Origin of the sequence: Xenorhabdus lircayensis (assembly GCF_016306625.1) — a bacterium.
GTDB lineage: Bacteria > Pseudomonadota > Gammaproteobacteria > Enterobacterales > Enterobacteriaceae > Xenorhabdus > Xenorhabdus lircayensis.
In genome coordinates this window covers 56,433-78,589 of sequence record NZ_JACOII010000040.1, presented here as the reverse complement: position 1 = coordinate 78,589, position 22,157 = coordinate 56,433, and the positions used below count along the sequence as shown (strand labels likewise).

Below are 22,157 nucleotides of genomic sequence, written 5' to 3'. Positions count from 1 at the left end.
AGATCTCGAGTTGCAGCCAACAAAACAGCAGCTTGAAAGATAAAAGGTATAACTATTCAGGAGATAATAATGAAACCAACAACTCTGGCTGACTTAAGTCAGTTAAAAAAAGAGAAACGCAAGTTCGCGACTATCACCGCTTACGATGCCAGTTTCGCGCACCTTTTCGCCGAACAAGGCATCAATGTCATGCTAATTGGCGATTCACTCGGTATGACCGTGCAGGGATTCGACTCTACCTTACCTGTTACCGTTGAAGACATCTCTTACCACACCCGAAACGTTCGCGCTGGCGCCCCCCACTCTTTTCTAATCGCAGATATGCCTTTCATGAGCTACGCCACCCCCGAGCAAAGTTTTGACAATGCCGCTGCATTGATGCGCTCCGGGGCTAATATGGTCAAAATTGAAGGTGGAGACTGGTTATGTGACACCGTAAAAATGCTGACTGAACGTGCTGTCCCCGTCTGTGGGCATTTGGGGCTGACGCCACAATCAGTCAATGTACTCGGTGGCTATAAAGTCCAAGGGCGCGATGAAACCTCTGCCCAGAAATTATTCAACGATGCCATTGCCTTGGAAAAGGCGGGAATACAGCTACTGGTGCTGGAATGCGTTCCGACCGGGCTGGCACAACGTGTCACTGAAGCGCTGGAAATTCCGGTCATTGGTATTGGGGCTGGCAATATGACTGATGGACAAATTCTGGTTATGCACGATGCCTTGGGCATTACCGCAAGATTGCCTAAATTTGCCAAAGATTTCCTCAAGGAAACTGGCAATGTACGGGACGCCGTCCGCCTGTATATTGAACAGGTAGAAAGCGGTATTTATCCCGATCAAGCACATTCATTCAACTGATTATTCCCCCAGCATGACTGCTAATTAAAGGAGTACAGCAATGCTGATTATAGAAACGATCCCAATTTTACGCCGTGAGATACGCCGCTGGCACCAAGCGGGCAAACGTATTGCCTTTGTCCCTACGATGGGAAATCTGCATGATGGTCACATGGCATTAGTGGATACCGCTAAAGCACAGGCTGATGTCGTTATCGTCAGTATTTTCGTCAATCCGATGCAATTTGACCGAGAAGACGATTTGGTTAATTATCCACGAACCTTGCAGGAAGATTGCGAGAAACTAAGTCGTCGCAATGTTGAACTAGTTTTCGCCCCCGGCGCTAACGAAATGTACCCAAATGGCTTAAACGGCAACCAAACTTTTGTCGAAGTGCCGGAACTCTCTTATATGCTTGAGGGTGCCAGCCGTCCGGGACATTTCCGTGGCGTCACCACCGTTGTCAGCAAATTATTTAATCTGATCCAGCCTGATCTGGTTTATTTCGGCGAAAAAGATTTCCAGCAATTACAGATTATCCGCAAAATGATTGCAGATATGGCTTACGATATTACGTTAGTTCCTGTACCTATCATCCGTGATAAAAATGGATTGGCATTAAGCTCACGTAATAACCTCCTATCCGCTGAAGAGAAAAAAATTGCGCCTTTATTGAATAAAGTCATGCAATTTATAGCGGAAAGATTGCAGCATGGCGAACGGGATACAGAGCAGTTGATTAAATTGGCAACCGCACACTTGCGGGAAGAAGGTTTTATGCCGGATGAGTTGTTTATCCGTGATGCAGAAAATCTGGCGCCATTGACAGCACAAAGCAAAAAAGCGGTGGTCCTGATGGCAGCATGGTTAGGCCAAACACGGCTGATTGATAATCAGCGGGTCGATTTGGCCTGACTGATTTGAATTATGGGATATGTGTGTTGGTAAAGTGATAGAAGTGATGCACATGTCCCTAAGAGAGTGATGATATCAGCCTGTGCTTTGGTGATGTTGACTGAGGTATTTTTACGAGAGCGCTTTCTTTCTCCCTCCCCAATAACGCTAATTTTTCAGTAAACAGTTGCTTTTTTTCTGTCAGCACGGCGCGTTCCTTTCGAGACATCAACCCTGATTTAGTTTTTATCTCATGTGAAACCACCATAATTCTCTGACCAACGTTAACCTGTTGACCGTCGATGGTACCCAAACTCTCCGCCATGCCATCCATAGGAGAAACGAGAGAAGATGCGTTAGGATTAAAAATTACCCTTCCCGACGCTTCTACATTGATCCCGTAAGATCCCCAAATGAGGCAGGAAAGCAGAATTGCGCCGATTGTGGCGCTCAGAAGAAGGGGGAAGGTTGTCGATCGAGGGATGTTAAGGGAATGCCTGCCAATCCTTAACTGTTATTAGGTGAGCTAATTAACAATCGGTCATTCGATATGACGAGAACCCTGTTTGAAAGAAAATCTTCACCTAACAGGCCATCAAAATCTATCCGTTTATCAGGATTTATCTTGTCATCAGAAACCTGAAAGATAAACGCAGAGAGCCTAACACCGTCAGGCGTCACAATAGTTTGCTTCGGGCAGGACGCAGAGAGAACAGCACACCCTTTTTTTGAGCGCGTAAAAAGTATTGTATGGCTTGCACCAGTATCAATAACCATACGGCTTATCTTCTCATTGCCAGATAACACACTAATTTCTATTCCGCTCCTTGTTCGGGTAAATGGGATAGATTGCCAGCGGTAGCCATCAGGAAGCGCTTTAAGATGGTCAGTTATCGTCAGCATCTTTGAAGCGTAGTTGATAATAAGCGTTTTGTTTTTGGCGATGCCCAGACCTAACACCCCATCGATGATCAGTTGCCCGTTGCTGTCTAACATGCCGTTACCCCACGGTTTGAAGATTTCAACGTCAACATCTGAAAGGCGTTCACCGTTAACAGTAATATTAGCTGCTCTTGCCGCTACAGCAGACTTCTCAACGCCAAAAATATCAACAGAATTTTGGGTTTCTGTGCGATGATTCCGCGCCGGAAAAATCGAATCAAAGACGGATTGAGGGAGATAAAATCCGCCGGATACCCCGGTATCAATGGCAAGCCTGTTAACCTTTTTACCATTGATCTTGAGCGACACCGAAGGAGTTGCATGCTCAAGGTAAACAATTGGCGCGGTAATATCTGCCTTGACTGCTGCTGGAATTACCGTAAGACACAGCACAGCGCACACACTAAGAACTCTATTCATATTCAGTCACTCCGATCTTTTTTGCGATCTCATTTTCGCTCAGGTCGAGCTCTACAAGGTAAGCCTGCGCTTGTCATCTGACTTATTTCCTACCTATTGTATTACCACATCCATTTCCACTAGAATGGCTCAATAGGTTGTTTTTTGTTCTCACATCTCTGTTTGCGATGAAAATACCTATAATAATAAAAACAGCACCTATACATATAGCGACGGTTAATTTCTCCCCTAAAAATAATACACCGCCTAATACTGCTGTTAACGGGTTTAAAGCTATAAATACGCCTGCACGCGTAGCACCAATTTTATCAATTCCGTCATAATATAAAACATATGCAATGGCTGATCCCACAACTCCCAAATAAATCAAACTTATTAAGTCATTTACCGACAATAATCTCAATTCTGTTTGATTCATCTCACCTGTAAACAGTACTGTTACTGTCAACATAATTGCACCAGCAAGTACCGAGTAAGCCACAGTGTGTAATGCGCCAATTTCATTCACTATGGTTTTACAAAAAACACTATAAATGACCCAGCTAATGACACATCCCAATATGGAAATATCACCGATTAGGCTTCCGTATCCAGATAGTAACAAATGTGAATTATTACCAAGAATAACCACACCGGCCCCCAGTAAACATAGTAATATTCCGATTATTCTGATTAAAGACAATTTCTCCCTAAAAATAAAATAAGAAAGCACGGCTATTACTGCTGGATTTATAGCAACAATAAGTGAAGCTCTTGAGGCATCAATGTATTTTAAACCATAAAAAAACAGATGTTGTAGACATAAATACCAAAGAAACCAAGCAGTATTATTTTTGTCATCTGAGTCTTATTTATTTTCACAAATCCTTTTTTAGAAAAAGCCAAAATCAACACAAGTACAGTCGCAGCAAGAATGAATCTTAATGATGCCAATAATAACGCCCCGATATCAAATGAGATGAATCTTCCAGCAATAAACGTGCCTCCCCATATGATTGAAACGATAGTTAATTTCATATAACTCGAATAATCATTTGATTTAAAAGACATTGTTACAACACCTTGTAATATTTATTATTTTTAATATCTAAAGTCACTAAAGTATAGTCATTCATCTTCTAAAGAGCTTTATATTATCTGAATATATTGATACAAATATAAAGTCATAAACAAATGAGTAAATACTCATGAGGAATTCATGGTGATGACAATCACACAATTGACCATTTTTTCTGTTATAGCGGAAAGACGTAGCTTCACATTAGCAGGCATACAATTAAATATTTCACAATCTGGTGTTTCTCATGCAATAAAATCACTTGAACAAGAATTAGGTGTCTCGTTGTTTCATCGACACCAAGGAAAAGTTGAACTGACTAATATTGGTGTCAGATTGTTACAGCGCACTCAAATGATCTTGAGTCTAACTGAGATAATGAAACAAGAAGCGCTTGATGCTAAGGGAATGAAACGAGGAATACTGCGAATTGGTTCGTTTGGTCCAACCTCATCAACGGCTTTATTACCCAAAATACTTAAAGAATATTCAAAAAAACACCCAGAAATAGAAGTCTATATTGATGAAGGCTCTGATAAACAAGTTGAACAATGGATCATGGATAGGAAAATTGATGTGGGATTTGTCACATTACCAGAAGATAAATTCGAAACTTTTCCACTAATTGAAGACCAAATGGTGGCAGTGTTACCCAAAAATCATCCTTTAGCATTGAAAGAATCCATTAGCCTTAAAGAGCTTTGTTCTTATATTTTCAGCTTAACAGAAGCAGGTTCAGGCGAAATAGTTTCCAGAATGTTCCTTGCCGAAAAACTAAAACCTCAAATACGTTATCGAACGTCTCAATTGGTCAGCACACTAGCAATAGTGGAGCGTGGAGAAGCAGTAACTATTGTTGCTGAATCTGCATTACCTTCAGAGCGAATCAGCAACTATATCAAAAGGCCATTAAATCCTACAGTCAAAAGGCAGGTTGCACTCGCTGTCATTGACACTCAGCAAATTTCTCCAGCCGCAAAATCCTTTATTACACTAGCATCAAAAATATATAGAAAAATATCATAAAATGATACGATACGGATACTTACCAATAAAACATCAAACTCGTTGATATACAAAATAATTCATCCATTCCGATTAGGTTTTGAATACTTAAAAGGTTGTTCTATTTTAAAATAAATCTCTTGTTGTGAGTTGAATCACTCTAATTGCAATTTTCTTTAATGTATATTTACTTATCTCATTGGGTTATAAGCTTATACCAAAATAGATGCAGAATAATGACATTGAAAAATTAACCATTCATGAGACTTTTAATAATGATTATTAACGATAGCGCGCAAATACCACAAGTTGTGTGTAAACATGATGATTTACTTATTATCAATGAGTGTTATAATTGCATATTGGGAATGATGAAAAATGAAAATACTCCTAAAGTAAATTGGTCTTGCTCGGAAAATATATCTCTGTCTGTACTTCAAATACATATGATTGATTTGCTTCTTTCTATGGAAAGAGGAAAGCATAGAGAAGCTGAATCATTATTCAATACTCTAGTAAAAACAGCCAAAAAAGAATCAGATGAAAGGGCCAAAAATATAAATTCAGGAATAAAAAACCTGATCAATGGAAATTATTTACAAGCAAGAAATTATTTTTACAAATGCTTAATTAAATATCCCAAAGACATATTAAGCTTTTATACATGTCATATGATAGAATTCAACAATGGCATGACAGAAACCATGCTTGAAACGCTGAATATTGTCAGTCAACATTGGAATACCAAGGATGAATTCTATTGTTATTTTAAAGGAATTGAAGCATTTATCCTCAGTGAAAACGGATATCATGAAGAAGCCTACAAAAGTGCAACCACATCATTGAAAATTAATAAACTCGATATTTATGCTATTCATGCCACTTGTCACTATTTCTATGACAAAAAACTTTTCAAAGAAGGTAAATATTGGATGGATAGCATGAAATACATATGGAGGAATAACTATGGAATGCGCCTTCATCTATTCTGGCATTATGCTATTTTCCTGATAAAAATGAACAAAGAAAAACAAGCAATAAACATCTATAATAACATCAGGCAAAAAAATAATAAAAATGGGCTTGAGGATTTAGATGCATCATCTTTGTTATTTAGATTACAGCTAACATGTGAAAAAAATAAAACACAAGAAAATGCAGATACTTTATTTGAGTCATGGAATAATAAAAACGAACTCGGATTTTACTTTTTCAATGATTTTCATGCTGCATTAGCTTTTGTCATTAACAAGCGATTCGACATGATCGATTATCTTATTGAAAATACAAAATATAGTCATCCTATTGGTTACTATAAAACTAAAGAAACATTGCTTTATGCCATAAAAAATTATGGTCAAGGAAATTATTCTGATGTTATATCACTATTAAGTAAACCCATGAGCTATGAATTTATGGGCGGAAGTCATACTCAAAGGAGTATCATAGATGAGATATTATATCATTCCCAATTAAAGTTAGGGATATGAATAACCGTTAAAAAAGTAGATCACTTGAAGATAACTCAGTCCGATTTTTGCGATCTAATCAATTGCGAAAAATTCCAAATTACTAAACGGACTGAGTTATGTCCATCATGTTATTGATTACCCGAAATAAATGATAGTAAATGTAAAAATGGAGTTAAATACTTTCCAGATACACTTGGTACATTTTATGTAAAAAATCATAAATTCGCGGATGGAAGTAAAAAAATTGGTTAATATCTGTCAGGTTAAATTAAGCAGATTTTACTGGCTAACTAGTCCCTTACCAAGACTTCACATAATATACTCATTAACTCATCAGATATATTAATTTAGCTCTTTAGATAGTGATGAAGATTTTTATACAAACTATTTCTATTATGGAAAAAATCAAGCCAAATTAATCGAGTCCATTCGTTCTAAAAAAATCAATAAGAATAAATAATGCAATGAAATACATTGAAATAACAATAAAAATACCTCAGTTTTCTGTCATTTCCCTCCATTCTCCACTTTGGCTATTTATTGACAACCTGATATAGTCACTTCTCCCGTGATCTGTTTTTCTTCGCAGATACGGCACTCATCAATTCAGGAGCACCAAACATGTTACGCACCATGCTACAGGGGAAATTACATCGAGTAAAAGTGACTCAGGCTGATCTTCACTATGAAGGCTCCTGTGCTATCGATCAGAATTTTATGGATGCTGCCGGCATTCTGGAATATGAAGCGATTGATATTTATAACGTTGATAATGGCGAACGATTTTCAACTTATGCCATTGCCGCCGAACGCGGTTCCAAAATCATTTCTGTCAACGGAGCGGCGGCTCGACGTGCTGCGGTAGGCGATAAGCTCATTATCTGCTCATATGTCCAAGTACCTGATGATTTGGCTAGGCTGCATAACCCCAAAGTAGCTTACTTTGATGGCGATAATATGATGAGCCGGATTGCGAAGGCGGTGCCTGTTCAGGTCGCTTAAATGCGATCGATTGTTTCCCAGCAATCACGATATAACCGACTTTCTGTTCTTTCTATTATCAACCCCACTCCGCCATCATTTGCGGCGGAGCGTTATATTTTGGCTGTTAGGTTCTCAGCCCTCGACCTGACTCAATTAAATACCAAGCCAGCCAATAAAACCCGATCATAAAGGCACTCAGCATGCCTAATGTCATCGCCAGCGAAACATCAGCAATACCAAGAAAACCATAACGAAAGCCACTGACCATATAGACAATCGGGTTGAGTTTTGACACGGCTTGCCAGAAAGCAGGCAACAGAGTAAGAGAATAAAATACGCCACCCAGATAAGTCAGAGGTGTCAGAACAAAAGTCGGGATAATGCTGATATCATCGAAAGTTTTCGCAAAAATGGCATTCAACAGCCCCGCCAACGAAAACAGAATAGACGTTGCCAGCAAGGTGATCACCACCATTCCCCATGAATGTACCTGTAACGGTACGAACAATGAGGAAACCAACGTCACCAGAATCCCAACGCATACACCACGAGCCACTCCGCCGCCAACGAATCCAGCAATGATGACATGGGTTGGAACCGGAGCAACCAGTACTTCTTCAATGCTACGCTGGAATTTAGCACCAAAAAAGGACGAAGAAACGTTCGAGTAGGAGTTGGTGATAACTGACATCATTATCAGCCCCGGCACTATAAACTGCATATAGCCCACCCCACCCATTTCACCAATACGAGAACCCACCAGATTGCCGAATATGACGAAATAAAGGGACATGGTGATCACAGGCGGTAATAACGTCTGCACCCAAATACGACCAAAACGGGTGATTTCTTTAATCCAAATGGTTTTCAGGGCTACCCAGTACAGTTGGATCATTATCGGCCTCCTTGATTATTATTGGTCAACCCAACAAACAGCTCTTCCAGGCGATTCGCTTTGTTACGCATGCTGCTAATTTGGATACCCTGTATACTCAGCTGGGAGAAAATATCATTCAACCCCTGCCCACGTTTTACGTCTACCTCCAGCGTAGCTGTATCTATCAGACGATAGTCGTAACCTTCAACAATAGGCATTGTTCCTTTCGGCTCTAAATCGAGCAAGAACGTTTCACGTTCAAGTTGGCTGAGAAGATCTTTCATACTGGTGTTCTCTACCAGTTCACCATGCTGGATTATGCCAATGTTACGGCACAGCATTTCAGCTTCTTCCAGATAGTGAGTCGTCAGAATGATCGTCGTTCCCTGCACATTCAACTCTCTCAAAAACTCCCACATGGAGCGGCGCAATTCGATATCCACTCCCGCCGTAGGTTCATCAAGGATCAACAATTTCGGTTGGTGCATCAAGGCACGGGCAATCATCAAACGCCGTTTCATGCCACCAGACAAACGAATAGCTCGTTCGTTGCGCTTTCCCCATAGATCCAGTTGGGTAAGGTAGGTTTCAGCCCTATCCTGTGCTACGTCGCGCGGAACACCATAATATCCCGCCTGATTAAGGACAATCTGAATGACTGTCTCGAAGGGATTGAAATTAAATTCCTGTGGAACAAGCCCGAGCTGACGTTTAGCATTGACGAGATCCGTATCAATATCGTAGCCAAATACCTTAACCTTGCCGCTACTTTTATTAACTAAAGAACTGATAATACCAATCGTGGTGGATTTTCCTGCACCATTTGGCCCCAAAAGCGCGTAGAAATCGCCTGTTTCTACACACAAATCAATCCCCCGCAGTGCCTTCACTCCACTCTCATAGGTCTTAGTGAGCTGCGTCAATTCCAATGCGTAAGCCATAAGTAAAAAACACCTTTATTCTTTGCTATTTTTGAGTGCAAGATAGAAATTATGCCATTATTTTTCCTGCATTTCTTTGCAATGACAGGGATCAAATAAAAAACATTATTCAATTAAATATTAAATTCTCAATTAATGTTGTATATGATTCTATCTCAAAAACGTTGCCAGGCTATTAGTTATGATGAGAAAAATTGAAGAGCTGTTTGCCAGGAACAAGCAGTGGTCAAAGTCCGTAAATGAAGAAAATCCACATTTTTTTAAAGAGTTATCAAAAGCCCAAAAGCCCCATTTTCTGTGGATAGGCTGTTCTGATAGCCGAGTGCCTGCCGAGAAGTTGATTGATGCCGCACCCGGCGATCTTTTTGTGCACCGAAATGTCGCTAATCTTGTTATCCATACTGATTTAAACTGTTTATCAGTCGTACAGTATGCTGTGGATGTTTTACAAGTTGAGCACATCATCATTTGTGGTCACTACGGCTGTGGGGGTATTGAATCCGCTGTGAATGGTACTGAATTGGGTTTAATCAATAACTGGCTGCTCCACATTCGTGATTTATGGTACAAGCACAGCTCCATGCTCGGCGAGTTATCTCCTAATGATCGGCTGAACCGCTTGTGCGAATTGAATGTAGTCGAACAAGTTTATAATCTCGGACACTCAACCATCATGCAATCTGCGTGGAAACGCGGTCAGAAAGTGATGATCCACGGTTGGGTCTATGGCTTGAAAGACGGTGAATTACATGATCTGGATATCACGGCTGACAGCCGTGAAAAGCTGGAGCTGAATTATCGTCAGGCTATCTCTAAACTGTCTCAAATCAAATAACAGATTGATTAAAAAACAAATGGCAGCTCTTCGCTGCCATTTGCTCACCGCTTTACAGATGACTTCAGCTTACTGCAAAAATTAATCTTCCAGCAGGGTGACATGCCCAATATAAGGCAGATGGCGGTAATGCTGTGCATAATCAATGCCGTAACCGACTACAAACTTATCTTCAATCGAATAACCAATCCACTCAACTGGAACATCGACTTCACGACGAGATGGTTTGTTCAACAAAGTACAAATCGCCAGTGAGTTCGGCCCACGCAGCTCCAGAATCTCACGGATTTTTTTCAGTGTATTGCCTGAGTCAATAATGTCTTCAACGATCAACACATCTTTGCCACGAATATCTTCATCCAGGTCTTTAAGGATTTTCACATCGCGGGTAGAACTCATCTCATTGCCATAGCTGGATGCGGTCATAAAATCCACTTCGTGGGGAACCTGCACTTCACGGCATAGATCTGCCATAAAGATAAATGACCCTCTCAACAGGCCAATCAGCACGAGTTCACAATCGCTATTGCGATAATGTTCTGTAATCTGTTGCCCCAGTTCTGCAATACGTTGTTTAACCTCCTGCTCGGAGATCATCACTTCTACAATATGTTTTAGTTCGCTCATAACTATCTATTTTTAAATAAAAATTAAAATAAAATCAGGTATCTTTTTACGAAAAGTGATACACCGATTGATATACCGTTCATCACACAAAGACGCGCATACACAAAAACATGAGAACAAAATATTTTGCAAAGCATATCAGAATTCACTACCTACAGTAAAAGAAGGGTTGAATTTATGACTCGTTGCCAATGAGCAGATCTGAACACTAAACGTTTTGGACTTGTGATAAGAGGTTGCGACGCATTTCATCGGAAGGTATTAAAGATTGCGGTGACGGATAACCCATTGTGCCACCTCATCAAAACAAACAACACAATAGGTAATGAGATGAGGTGACAATTTCCCTGATATTTTGCGGTATTAGAATAATTATTCTGCTGATTTTTCGCGAATTTTGCGTTCGACAAGATTACCGTTCATATCAAAATAACGGCTAGGCCAGATTTCAGACGGGTGAATGTTGAGGTAATTAGCAATAATCCATTCGCCTTTAGGCCACGGGCGGCTTAATGCGTTTGCTAATGTCGATGAACTGAGTCCCGCTTCACGGGAGACAGCCGCCAAGGTTGTACCACGTTTACGTAATGCAGCAATAATATCGGCTTGATGCCAGTCATTTCTGATGTTATTCATTCCTGCTACCCCTTCCATTAATTAATCATTGATGGTGGTGATTCAAGCAGGGTTAGCAGACCGGAGTACCCACCGGCGAGGCCGAAGCCTCCCCCACCTGAACCACCATTGAAAGGGTGATAGCAAGCGCACTGGCAGAAATATCCTACCAGTGTTTGGGTACACAAGGCTGCTAAACCTTGACCATCGGATTTTGCCAATGGCGGAATTACTTTAACTGATTGTTTTATCTGACTCAATAACTGAATCACTAATACCAATCACTAACTCAGTCTCAATTCAATAGGTTAGGAACCTTACTGGCTTTATTTGCCGCCCATTCATCAACTTCTTTTGCCATCCATAGCATAGAACGGATACCCAGCCTGCGAGGTTTAGGAAAATTTCCCTGCCGAATCAAATGGTCGATTTGTGATTTTTCCAATCCGGTCTTCTTCATCACATAGTCCAGACGAATGAAAGTCAGAGTTTCCATCATTCCTGCCCTCCCTGATTGTAAACTCGTTCCACATAACGCCCACGACCATCCCCATGCCCCAAATCCATTGAGACCAATGCTCGTGCTTCTTGGTGGCTAAAGCCATTTTGTTGGTAAAACGCCAGTGCATCCTGTGCCCACGCATAACGCAAACTATGAGGAGAATGGCAGCCCGTTAAACCAATCCTTGTGGTATGGGTTCGCCAATAGTTCATGGCCTGTTTGAGATCCGGTTTATCAATCAACCTGCCACCTCGTTGTTCTGCAATAGCAATGGCCTGCTCTACAGCCTCTTTCACCGCAGCAACATCCAGTACGCGAGTTTGTCTTGGCCGGCCGCCTTTTGTACCGAAAACAATATGAAGTTTCGGTTCTGGTTGCTCTAACTGCTTCCGCCAACTTTTCAATGAAGCACTACATTGCACCGCTTCCTGAGAACGCAGCCCCATCAAGCGGGCAAGTTTCAATGTGACTGCAAACCCGGCATCACGCTCAAGTGCCTTCTGATACACAGTCTGAAACGTGGCATCAGGGATCGCCTGCTTCGTTCCGGCGCGACTGGCTCCATTTAATCCCAACGCCTTATTGCTCAAACTCGGAGAGGTTTCCAGTTTCTCCCGACCTGCTATGCGGAAAATATTACGCAGCGCAGACATTTCATTCTGCACTGTTCGTTTAGCAATGCCCTGAGATAGGCGGGCATCAACATAATGTTCCACATGCTTGGTTTTTAAATGACTGAGACTTTTAACCTGAATATTCAGGCTCAATAACAACGCGCCCAAACGCCCTGCAATCCGAGTGCGGTCATGGCAAGTTTTATGACTGCCGCCACCCTGCCGGGCAAAAAATTTCAATTCCTTAATCAATCGGCTCATCTGATTCCCCTACTTAACCTTTCAACATGCAATCTCTGGCGCGCGACAGTGCTGACAAAGCAGGAAATACCTGCTTTGTCCTTGACGGATATCTGTGCGCCAGAGTGAACGCTTGTTGAGGTATTGCGGGGTATCGGTTGAGTACTCAGTACTGCCGCCTGTATAAACAGGTCATCCCCACCGGCAAAAAACCAGCCTCGATATCGTCAAGTTCTCCTTTTGATGCTTTTTCAATCTATAAAATGCAGTGTCAGATTCACTGCGCTGTTAAGCAGGCATGAGCCTGTCATCGTCATGTTGTCCTTTTGCTGCGGCGTCACTTTCAGCGATAAATCCGCAAAAAGTGACGCCTTAACGCTCGCAAACAGTCAGCAAAAGTAGAGCAAGCGTTGAAATGCCAATAGGCACAGCAAAACGCCGCAAGGTTAAGGCTCAAACGGTAGCAATAAGCTAATTGTTTAGGTGTAAAGAAGCCGCCCGCTAAATATTTCAAGCAGACATACTAAGCATGAGCGAGATGCGCGAAAGCAATCCTGCTCATTGAGGTGAAATGAGATCGAGACGTAACTCAACCCCATAGTGCGTAAGGCTGATGGGTTTTATCACCTGACGCTAATGTGAAATGTAAGCAAATATTCTTGCTTACCTAAGAGTGGATCTTCCCCACCCTGAAGCCAGCTACGAAAGGTAATGAAAATCACAACCTAACGCGCCTAAGTACCGTTGGTACTCTATTAGTTAAAAAAACCTTCATCGCCGGACGGTGGGTTATGTGTCCGGCGATATCTGCTTCCAAAAGTGCGCAGATGTACCGCAATGTTCGCTCTCCCTTCCAGGCTACGGGAGTTTTTCGCCTCCATAGGATAGGTAGGAAGCATAGATGGCTATTCGTGCTGGCGCTTATCTCTTTTTAGGATAAGCGAACATTCTACTAACTGCAATTAATAAAATAATCCCCATAATGCCGAGTATATAAATTTTTTTGTGAACTTAAACAATTGAAAAAAACGAATAAGAAGTATATATTTAACACAACATGTTAATTTAAAATTTATGGTAAAAATATGGAATATCTTAAAATAAAAAATGTCACAAGCTATCATGAAACAGAATACCAAAAAGTAGACCTGTCAAAGAAAATCACTTTAATATATGGTCAAAATGGAAGTGGGAAATCCACTATTGCCAATTATTTTAATCATTCTGATAATGATAGAAATAGATATCAAGAGTGTGAGTTTAATTCAAATAAAGATTACAATTACATTGTATATAACAGAAAGTTCATTGATGATAATTTTCATGAAAGAAATAAACAACAAGGCATATTTACATTAAGCAACGAAAACAAAGAAATTGAACTAAAAATAAATAAAATAGAAATTGAATTGAAAAATAAAAATGATAAATATGAAAATATTTTAGCACAAAAAAATAAACTATCACATGAAGCTGAAGAAAACGACTTAAAATATCAAGATGAAGTTTGGGAAAAATGTAAAGAGATAAGAAACTCATTACTGTATGAACTAATGACTGGGTATAAAAAAAACAAAAAAGAATTCTTTCATGCAATTAAAGATCATCAGAAATGTGATAAGATTAATTTTGATGATTTAATTAATGAATATAACACACTGAAAAATGGAAAAGAAAACTCACAGGATATAACTAATATAAAACATCCTAAATACAATGAAAATTTAGAAAATATAAATACATTGCTAAATGAATCTATTATGGCCTCCAGTGACAGTTACTTGTCGGAAGTAATAAGCAAATTAGGTAATTCAGACTGGGTTAGGAAAGGAATGAACGACTATTTAATAGGTAACGCCTGCCCTTTCTGCCAAAATAGCACGATCGATGAAGAATTTAAAAAACAATTAACTAATGTATTTGACAATACATACCGTGAAAAAACACATAACATAAAAAAAGAAAAAATAGCATACTCAGAAAAATGGGAAGTATATTACTCAAGTGTAAAAGAATCATTAGATGATATAGACACAATACCTATATTACCTAAAAATAAAAAAGAGTTACCATTGCATGAAATGAATAATATTTACAAGGAAAACATTAAAATATTTAATGATAAAATTAGCAACCCATCAAATAAGTTAAAAATAAATTCATTGTTAGATAAAGTAAAAATTATAGATGGATACTTCACAGATACAAATGAATATATCAATGAAATAAAAGAGAAAGTTAAAAAATATAAAGATAGCACAAATAAAATAAAAGATGATTCATTGTCCGGAATGAAATTCTTAAGCAAAGAATTATTAAAATTGCACGATAACCGCAAAATATCATTAGAATTACAAATTAAAAAACTTAAGTTAGAAATCGATAATATAACGAAGGAAAAAGAAGATTTATCCGACAAAATAAACACATTAAGAAAAAAAGTATCAAATATTGATACAACAATAGATATCATTAATAACAAGTTAAAGTATCTCGGTATTTTAGATGTGGAAATAGAAAAGGTTACCGAAAGCAACCATTATTGCATTGCAAGAAAAAGCAACTATAATAAAAATATATACCATACCTTAAGTGAAGGTGAAAAAACTTTAATAACTTTTCTGTATTTCATTGAAATGTGCAAAGGGAAAAAAGAAAATAGCAAAAATGACAAAGATAGAAATCTAATTGTGATCGATGACCCAATATCAAGTTTATCGTACAATTACATATATGACATAGCATCATTTATTAAAAATGAATTATTTAAAAGTAATAAAGACAATAAAATAATAATACTTACTCATAACCTATTTTTCTTTCATGAATTAATAAAACTATGTCCATCAAATAATAAAGAATTCGAAAAAGAATATGTTGTGTATAGGTTATATAAGAAAGAAAAATCTGTTATAGAAAAAATAAACAAAAACCAGATAAGAAATGAATACCAAATGCTTTGGCAAACCATTAAAGACATTAAAAACAATAAAACACCTGAGATAATACTCCCAAACATAATGAGAAACATTTTAGAGTATTATTTTGCATTTATTCATAACACAGATGTTTTAAGAGAGACATTAAATAAAATGTCAGAAGAATTTGGTAATGATGCCTACAACGGTTTCTACCGATATATAGCCCGAGGATCTCATTCAGATCCAATAAATATTATAGAAGAATTCAAACGCATAGGAGTAGATAGATATCTAGATTTATTTAAAGATATATTTAAAAATACAAACCATATTGAACACTATAATAAAATGATGGAAGATTAAAAGTGTTATCGTCGGGGATATTGCTGGTTAACTCTTAGGCCATGAACGGTAGTGTGAGCATACCGTTTCCCAGCAACCATTTTTAAAGCGTATGTACTGACGTACATGAACCAACTTTATCATATGGCTATCTCCATGTAGGTTACCAATACTGCTACTGGCAGCCTTTATACACTTCGTATAAAGCGTTTACTTAGTGTCGTAGAGAGATCACCCCGAACGATAACTATTGTATCATAATACATATTAAATCAGATTTAAAGATAGTATTTAGTACCACTTGGTTATAACACCGATCTTTAATTATCACGGTATAAACACAATTCCACTCCATAATCTAAAGAACCACATATTAACCCGGTGGCAATTTATATCTTCTAATTTAAGTAACCATCCCTCCTCAGAATACATATGAAAATATGTAAACCGTTATCGGATTAATATAAAATATAAGCGCCTAAAAAATTAATCAATAAGGTTCTTCTTTAAAAGAATCCAATCATCAGAAAAATATTTACGTAAGAAACTTAATCTAATTTTTGTTTTTATTTTACTTAGTGCGCCTTCTGTTACACATTTTTCTCGGTAACACTGAATATCTTCCCAAAGTTGTTCGCGCTCAAAAAAAGTCCAAGTAGTAGGTACAGGAGTAAGACCATTCATATAACATACTGGCGCTACCCACTCGAAGAAGACCATTTCTACATGTTCAAGCGGGAAGTGTTTTGCTACAGAAGCGATATACTCATAGTCAACTTCATTATCTACAAAGATATAAGATAACGCTTCGCACAAATCTATATCAGTTACTTTATTGCCCAACGGGTAAATTCCTCTATTTCTTCATCTAAAGTATCAGCAACCACCGAACCAATAATCGCTCCAGCAGCGCTCCCCACTAACAACAAAACGACAGCACAGACGGGAGCACCTGGACCACATACCGGAGATATAGATGCACCAGCAAGAGCTCCACCGGCAGCACCACCTCCAATTTGTATACCTTGCTTGATTGCCTCCTTAGGTTTGTTTTCAGCATTTATTATTTCATGTGTTGCTAATACTGCCGTGAAGATAACCCCTACTTTCCCAATAATCTTTAATCGTTTGTTTGCTGTTGTGAACTTAGGGTTATCTCTCGAGGATGCTTCTATAATCTCATAGTAAATTGCACTTCTTTGATCTGGCGTAAGGCCGCTAAATACTTTTCCAAATTTTTTCTGAGAATATTTATCAATAAGATTTTCGAAAGATGGTGGTGTTTTTTTATGTCTCTCAGCAAAAGCTAACCCCTGTGCAGACGTAAACTTCCTATGTTCCGTCATAATTTTATTGCGCATTTCATAACAGAACTCAGCGGCTTCTTTTACTGATATTTTTTTTGTACTAACCATCGCCTTCACTTCAGAAACTACTCTTTTAATATTTGAAGTATAGCTTTGTCTGACATTAGCATCATTAATTACATCGAGAGAAAACTTAATAGAAGCGCCTTCTAATGCAGCAACCGCTTTATCTAAAATCGGATCATCAATAGGATGTTCTTGTGTCCCTGCAAATGTTCCTTCAATAAGTTCATACTCCATAATTTCACCCCATGATCTTGCTTAATAAGATTTCTGTTAGACTTTGTGAAGAACTTTCTTTTTCAAAATTTTCTATTTCCAGTTTCACACACTTATTTCCTGTTATTGATGAGAATTTAACCTTGTTTTGTTTATTAAATTCACCAGTAAGAACTGAACCATCATCAAGAGTCACAAGGCATTTAATACCACAATAATCGATATCATCAGAGATACTGAAACCAATCCATTTTTCCGTTTCTACCAGCGGCTCCGATAAATGCTTTGATAAACCACCAAGTGGAAAATTAGAAAATCCCGAAAGCAATGGCCTTTCTTCTTCACGCCCCTGCAACTGCGAAATTGCATAGCCTGTTGTCCCAGCAGCACGATGTGTGAATGAAATGGATTTGTAATCGAGCATTACCGTTTCATACGGTATCTGGTCATTGTCATTTATCGAGTGAGGGTAATAACAAGAGAAATCAACGATCGCTGCACCTGTCAGTTTGATCTCATAAAAAAATTCCAGTTGCCCGGCTTGGTTGGTACGGTAACATTTAAAAACCGCGTCTAATAATTCGTTTTTGTCGATAGCCATCGCCAACAAAGGGGAAGATTTATCGATAGGCTTAGTGAAGCTGATTGGGTGATGATTGACATTCTGATCACGGCTCATCATATGGCTAAGATTCAATACCTGTATTTCATCTTCTCGCCCCGCCTGATAGCGGTTGCCAATAGATTCTGGAGTCGAACACCTCGCCGATATTAAACCTTGTTTCTTTCCTTTCAACGACAAATAAATGATATATGACATACTTGTCTCCCGTAACATGATTTCCAATTGACGCACAAAAATACATCAGTGAAACAAGATACAACAATAATAATTTATCATTCCAGTATGTATAAAAGTGCAACAATGAAATTGTGATCAACTTCTCTTCTTAAATTAAATCATGCAATTACATATATTAAATTTCATATAACTCCATAAAAAAAGTCCTGCTGACGCGCTGCGCTTGTCTTCTCCATGTTACCGGGCTAATACATTAACCCGGTAACATGGAGAGCCTAAAAAACACCAATCCAGCCAGGAAAACCCTTTTTATTTACCCCCTCCCTATTACAGAATTATGGGTAAAACTGTTCACCCTGTTCACCTTGCCATATTATCTTTTAAATACATTAGGTTAAATGGTGATAGCTTGAAATCAGACTCATCATCCCTGTTCACCCAATCCTTCACCAAAAACAAGAAAAAGGTGAACAGTGTGAAGACTTGTGAACAGTTTAAAAATAACTGCTCACCCTTCAATAGATTGATATTTATGGTTTTAATGGCAGAGTGAACAGTGGTGAACACTTTTTTATGTTTTTTTAATATTTACAAAAGATGAAAGAAATTATTCTGTTGGCTGGCCTTCCCTTGTCAATTTCGGCAGCCATTCATTGGCGTCTTCGATATTCAAACTGAGATTACTGCGAATGCCCTGTTTACTTTTCTTGCGTAGGTAATGCTGGCTGTATTCGGCCAGTGCACCCGGCATATCCATACCGAACCGGGTCACGGAAACCGGTTTATTCAGGTTGTTGCCTTTCATATAAGCAAGGTAGGCGTGATAAAGGTATTTACGGGGATTGAACGGCAGAATTTCCGCATTGCCGATTAACATGCCGTCGGCTTCACTGGAAACCATCAGATAACCGCAAAAATCCACTAAGGAATCTGTGCCACGTTTGATATCTAGCGCTTCTTCGGATTTTTGTTGCTCTGCGAGTAAACGCTTTGCTTCTTTCGAGTCAGCAAATCGATGAAATAAGTGCTGGATAATTACGGGTAATTCCGCCGCTATTTTGTCTCGCAGAAAGGGATCGCGTTCATGTTCCGGCACCACTTCGGAAAAGTTGAAAATCACCCGACGCCGTGACACCCCGCCACTACGATCACTGAAACTCATGGCGTTATTGTTCACTGCCAGCACCACAGCAGGAATACGAGTTGAATAGGGCTGCTTATGCTTAGGGTCGATGGAAACTTCATCCCCACCCGTAATTGCTTTAATGCCTGAACCATCACCTACATAGCGAGTTTGATCAGGCAAAATGATGAGTGAGTAGCCCACAATCAGTGCCCTGTCCCGTGCGTTTTCCAGTGCAGACATGTTTGCTGATACCGTATTCCCTTTGCCTGCCAGCATAGTACAGATTTCAGCAAAGATACTTTTGCCACTGCCTCCGGCTCCAGTCACTTCCAGAAAAAACTGCCAGTCGTAGCGGTTCGCCAGAACCATGAACAGCGCTGCCAATACCCGATCTGACTTATTCTCACAATTGGCTACTGCTCGATTGAGCCAACGCCAAAAATACGGAGCATGATCTTTCATGTTTCCCCCCGAAACAGAGGTTTTGAACACCACATCACTGGCAAGCAGCAACCAGTCATTTTTGCTATGAGGCCGGAATTGGCACGTTTTCAGGTCAAACACCCCATTACTGAACCCGATTAAATGACGTTCTGGCGGTAGCATCATGGGAAGCTGTAATTTCAGGGCATCTACAGCCGAACGAATCCCGTTGGGAGAATAGGGCGCTTTTACCTCAATAAAAGCAGCGACCATTTCCCGCTGTAAGTCGCGATCACTGACCGGCCGCCAAACAATACCGTCATAGTGATGAACCATTTCCGAAGTACCGTCCAATGCCAAATCACCAGCATAGCGTTCAAGTAAAACTTCCCCGCGCTGACTGGCTCCCATCTGGCATAATGTCGGTTTAACGGATTTCTCATTTTTCGGTTTATTTATTGGTTTTTCTTTCACTGACTCCGGCTGATAAAGCCCCTGATAAAACGCCTGTTTTGCCATGTCTACACCGTTTTGTTGGCGATAATCGTCCCAGTCAGCTTTGATATTACCCGGTGGTAATGTGACCCAACCATCCACCGCAAGGGCGGCTCTTTCTGCCGAGATCTTGCCGACATTCTTTTTGGGTTTGCCGTCTTTACCCAGCTCGCCCGGTTCGTACCAGTCTTTATCTGCTGCAATGATGATTTTTGCGTCCGGCCAACGTTCCCGAACGGCTTTGGCAACAGGAAATAAATTTCCCTCATCCAGTGCGGCCAGAACCAGACCGTTATATAACTGACTGACCGTCAGCGCGGTGGCGTAGCCCTCTGTAATCAATACCGTGTCCGGTTGTTCTTCCAGTGCTGACAGAGGAATAAACGACCCCTTCTTTTGGCTGCCGAATAGCAATTTTTTCTCGCCATCCGGCCTGATAAGCTGCGCTCCGGTAACTCCGCCTTCGGTACTTTGCAAAATCAGTAGCAAAGAACCGTCTTCAAGCAATCGCTGATTGGGGCATTGCAGTCCCTTTGTGGTCAGATATTGGGAATGTCCTGTGACAGATTTAGCCATCAATGCTGCCACTTTTTCAGCAATCGGCTGTGTTTTGTAAATGGTTTCTTTGGCTGGCTTGAGTTCTGGCAAAGGCAACGCCAGCACGTCAGCAATAACTTTTGCCGCCTCAGTGATGGAGATCCCTTTGGTTCTTGCGACTAAATCCAGCCCATCGCCATATTTTGGCTCGTCACATTGGCGGCAATACCAGTTGCCGTTATGGTGATCATCAATAAAGTGGAAACGGTCAGTACCTCCACAGATAGGACAAGCGCCATGTTTACCCTTTGCCGGAACGTCAACGCCACAAGCGGGCAGCAGACTTTCCCAATGGCACATCGCGGATTCTTTTACAGTCTGGATAAGATCGAGCGGTTTTTGACGGATGTTAGATCCATATAAAGATGTGTGACTCATGATTCATTCCTTATAAACCGTCGCCTGAAGCGCATGATAAATTTCCTGATTGATATCACATGCCAGCGCAATCAGGTTATTTAAGTCGATTGAACACTCATCTTTGGCTTTTTCGAGAATGACGTAAAATAAAGAGGTAGCCAGACCAGATTGGTGCATAGCTTGAGCCAGAGAAACAGGCTGCTTACGCATAATGCACCTCCTGAAAGCGAGTTTCGGGGACAACAAATACATCAAGGCATGTAAATTTAAGGCGAGTTTGGGTATGCTGTATGTCAGCCATCATCGTTACCTGAATTAACGGTTGTTGGTTAGACGCCTCGATAGTGTTTGCCGCACTTCGGGGCGTTGCTTTTTGTAGATATGCGTACTTAATTACTTTATATTGGTACGTACCGACACTATTCACCCTAACACACTGGTACACACCAATGCAAGACAACAAGACTAAAAAACCATTCGAGAGATCAGGCAGCACAAAAAAAAATATTCGTTTTGAAGATGAGCTACTTGTACAAATCGAATCCATTGCAGGTAGTGGTAATTTCAGTGCCTGGGTTAAAGATGCCTGCCGGGAAAGATTGCGTAAGTTAGGTATTGAGCCAAAAGGTTGAATTATTT

Annotated in this window: 24 protein-coding genes; 8 read left to right on the top strand and 16 right to left on the bottom strand. The window is 39.8% G+C overall.

All coding sequences use genetic code 11. The features are described from left to right. Positions 1-69 precede the first annotated feature (69 nt). Together panB and panC are read left to right on the top strand one after the other, a co-directional pair. Positions 70-861 (top strand): 3-methyl-2-oxobutanoate hydroxymethyltransferase, encoded by a 792-nt coding sequence (gene panB / locus H8A87_RS12080; protein WP_198690205.1) that lies wholly within the window; start codon positions 70-72, stop codon positions 859-861. A gap of 40 nt (positions 862-901) precedes the next feature. Continuing rightward, positions 902-1,756 (top strand): pantoate--beta-alanine ligase, encoded by an 855-nt coding sequence (gene panC, locus H8A87_RS12075; RefSeq protein WP_198690204.1) that lies wholly within the window; start codon positions 902-904, stop codon positions 1,754-1,756. Positions 1,757-1,814: 58 nt separating this feature from the next. On the opposite strand, the gene H8A87_RS19895 is transcribed toward panC, so the two are convergent. The 4 genes from H8A87_RS19895 to H8A87_RS19890 form a co-directional block, all read right to left on the bottom strand. Beyond that, positions 1,815-2,060, bottom strand: a complete 246-nt coding sequence (locus H8A87_RS19895) for a hypothetical protein (protein WP_232370205.1) — start codon at positions 2,058-2,060, stop codon at positions 1,815-1,817. A gap of 182 nt (positions 2,061-2,242) precedes the next feature. Then, complete coding sequence (locus H8A87_RS12065) at positions 2,243-3,097, bottom strand: aspartyl protease family protein (RefSeq protein ID WP_198690203.1); 855 nt, start codon at positions 3,095-3,097, stop codon at positions 2,243-2,245. An 82-nt stretch (positions 3,098-3,179) separates the two neighbouring features. Next, a complete protein-coding gene (locus H8A87_RS12060) occupies positions 3,180-3,839 on the bottom strand; it encodes a DMT family transporter (RefSeq protein WP_332460364.1) in 660 nt (219 codons plus the stop codon). Between the two features lie 29 nt (positions 3,840-3,868). After that, complete coding sequence (locus H8A87_RS19890) at positions 3,869-4,147, bottom strand: EamA family transporter (RefSeq protein ID WP_232370204.1); 279 nt, start codon at positions 4,145-4,147, stop codon at positions 3,869-3,871. A 154-nt stretch (positions 4,148-4,301) separates the two neighbouring features. Between H8A87_RS19890 and H8A87_RS12055 the strand changes: the two genes are divergently transcribed. The 3 genes from H8A87_RS12055 to panD all read left to right on the top strand — a co-directional run bounded on the left by H8A87_RS12055 (position 4,302) and on the right by panD (position 7,633). After that, positions 4,302-5,180, top strand: a complete 879-nt coding sequence (locus H8A87_RS12055) for a LysR family transcriptional regulator (RefSeq protein WP_198690202.1) — start codon at positions 4,302-4,304, stop codon at positions 5,178-5,180. Positions 5,181-5,434: 254 nt separating this feature from the next. Continuing rightward, entirely contained in the window at positions 5,435-6,649 is a 1,215-nt protein-coding gene (locus H8A87_RS12050) for a hypothetical protein (protein WP_198690201.1), read from the top strand. Positions 6,650-7,252: 603 nt separating this feature from the next. Next, positions 7,253-7,633: an aspartate 1-decarboxylase gene (panD, locus tag H8A87_RS12045; protein ID WP_198690200.1), complete on the top strand. Its 381-nt coding sequence runs from the start codon at positions 7,253-7,255 to the stop codon at positions 7,631-7,633. 106 nt (positions 7,634-7,739) lie between these two features. Here panD and H8A87_RS12040 read toward each other — a convergent pair whose 3' ends face one another. Then, positions 7,740-8,510 carry an ABC transporter permease gene (locus H8A87_RS12040; protein WP_198690199.1) on the bottom strand — a complete coding sequence of 257 codons (771 nt, stop codon included), beginning with the start codon at positions 8,508-8,510 and terminating at the stop codon, positions 7,740-7,742. Continuing rightward, a complete protein-coding gene (locus H8A87_RS12035; protein WP_198690198.1) occupies positions 8,510-9,433 on the bottom strand; it encodes an ABC transporter ATP-binding protein in 924 nt (307 codons plus the stop codon). Before H8A87_RS12035 ends, H8A87_RS12040 begins: the two co-directional genes overlap by 1 nt. Before the next feature lie 181 nt (positions 9,434-9,614). On the opposite strand from H8A87_RS12035, the gene can reads away from it, so the two are divergent. Then, a complete protein-coding gene (gene can, locus H8A87_RS12030) occupies positions 9,615-10,268 on the top strand; it encodes a carbonate dehydratase (protein ID WP_198690197.1) in 654 nt (217 codons plus the stop codon). Positions 10,269-10,349: 81 nt separating this feature from the next. Here can and hpt read toward each other — a convergent pair whose 3' ends face one another. From hpt to H8A87_RS12005, 5 genes are all read right to left on the bottom strand, one after another. Next, entirely contained in the window at positions 10,350-10,895 is a 546-nt protein-coding gene (hpt, locus tag H8A87_RS12025; protein ID WP_198690196.1) for a hypoxanthine phosphoribosyltransferase, read from the bottom strand. Between the two features lie 372 nt (positions 10,896-11,267). Beyond that, positions 11,268-11,531, bottom strand: coding sequence for a helix-turn-helix domain-containing protein (locus H8A87_RS12020; RefSeq protein WP_198690195.1), 264 nt, complete (start codon positions 11,529-11,531; stop codon positions 11,268-11,270). Between the two features lie 17 nt (positions 11,532-11,548). Next, positions 11,549-11,791, bottom strand: a complete 243-nt coding sequence (locus tag H8A87_RS12015) for a hypothetical protein (protein ID WP_198690194.1) — start codon at positions 11,789-11,791, stop codon at positions 11,549-11,551. A 14-nt stretch (positions 11,792-11,805) separates the two neighbouring features. After that, positions 11,806-12,009, bottom strand: coding sequence for an AlpA family phage regulatory protein (locus H8A87_RS12010; protein WP_198690193.1), 204 nt, complete (start codon positions 12,007-12,009; stop codon positions 11,806-11,808). Further along, complete coding sequence (locus H8A87_RS12005) at positions 12,006-12,887, bottom strand: integrase domain-containing protein (protein ID WP_198690192.1); 882 nt, start codon at positions 12,885-12,887, stop codon at positions 12,006-12,008. The genes H8A87_RS12010 and H8A87_RS12005 overlap by 4 nt, the downstream gene beginning before the upstream one ends. 1,064 nt (positions 12,888-13,951) lie before the next feature. On the opposite strand from H8A87_RS12005, the gene H8A87_RS12000 reads away from it, so the two are divergent. Next, positions 13,952-16,150 (top strand): AAA family ATPase, encoded by a 2,199-nt coding sequence (locus H8A87_RS12000; protein WP_198690191.1) that lies wholly within the window; start codon positions 13,952-13,954, stop codon positions 16,148-16,150. Between the two features lie 465 nt (positions 16,151-16,615). Here the strand turns inward: H8A87_RS12000 and H8A87_RS11995 are convergent, their stop codons facing one another. From H8A87_RS11995 to H8A87_RS11975, 5 genes are all read right to left on the bottom strand, one after another. Continuing rightward, positions 16,616-16,972 (bottom strand): DUF7079 family protein, encoded by a 357-nt coding sequence (locus H8A87_RS11995; protein ID WP_198690190.1) that lies wholly within the window; start codon positions 16,970-16,972, stop codon positions 16,616-16,618. Next, complete coding sequence (locus tag H8A87_RS11990) at positions 16,957-17,736, bottom strand: hypothetical protein (RefSeq protein ID WP_198690189.1); 780 nt, start codon at positions 17,734-17,736, stop codon at positions 16,957-16,959. Before H8A87_RS11990 ends, H8A87_RS11995 begins: the two co-directional genes overlap by 16 nt. Before the next feature lie 4 nt (positions 17,737-17,740). Further along, positions 17,741-18,535: an Hcp family type VI secretion system effector gene (locus tag H8A87_RS20330; protein ID WP_332460361.1), complete on the bottom strand. Its 795-nt coding sequence runs from the start codon at positions 18,533-18,535 to the stop codon at positions 17,741-17,743. A 589-nt stretch (positions 18,536-19,124) separates the two neighbouring features. Continuing rightward, complete coding sequence (locus H8A87_RS11980) at positions 19,125-21,536, bottom strand: DUF5906 domain-containing protein (protein ID WP_232370203.1); 2,412 nt, start codon at positions 21,534-21,536, stop codon at positions 19,125-19,127. A 3-nt stretch (positions 21,537-21,539) separates the two neighbouring features. Beyond that, positions 21,540-21,728, bottom strand: a complete 189-nt coding sequence (locus H8A87_RS11975) for a hypothetical protein (protein ID WP_198690188.1) — start codon at positions 21,726-21,728, stop codon at positions 21,540-21,542. A gap of 239 nt (positions 21,729-21,967) precedes the next feature. On the opposite strand from H8A87_RS11975, the gene H8A87_RS11970 reads away from it, so the two are divergent. After that, entirely contained in the window at positions 21,968-22,150 is a 183-nt protein-coding gene (locus H8A87_RS11970; RefSeq protein ID WP_099136989.1) for a YlcI/YnfO family protein, read from the top strand. The last annotated feature ends 7 nt before the right edge of the window (positions 22,151-22,157 follow it).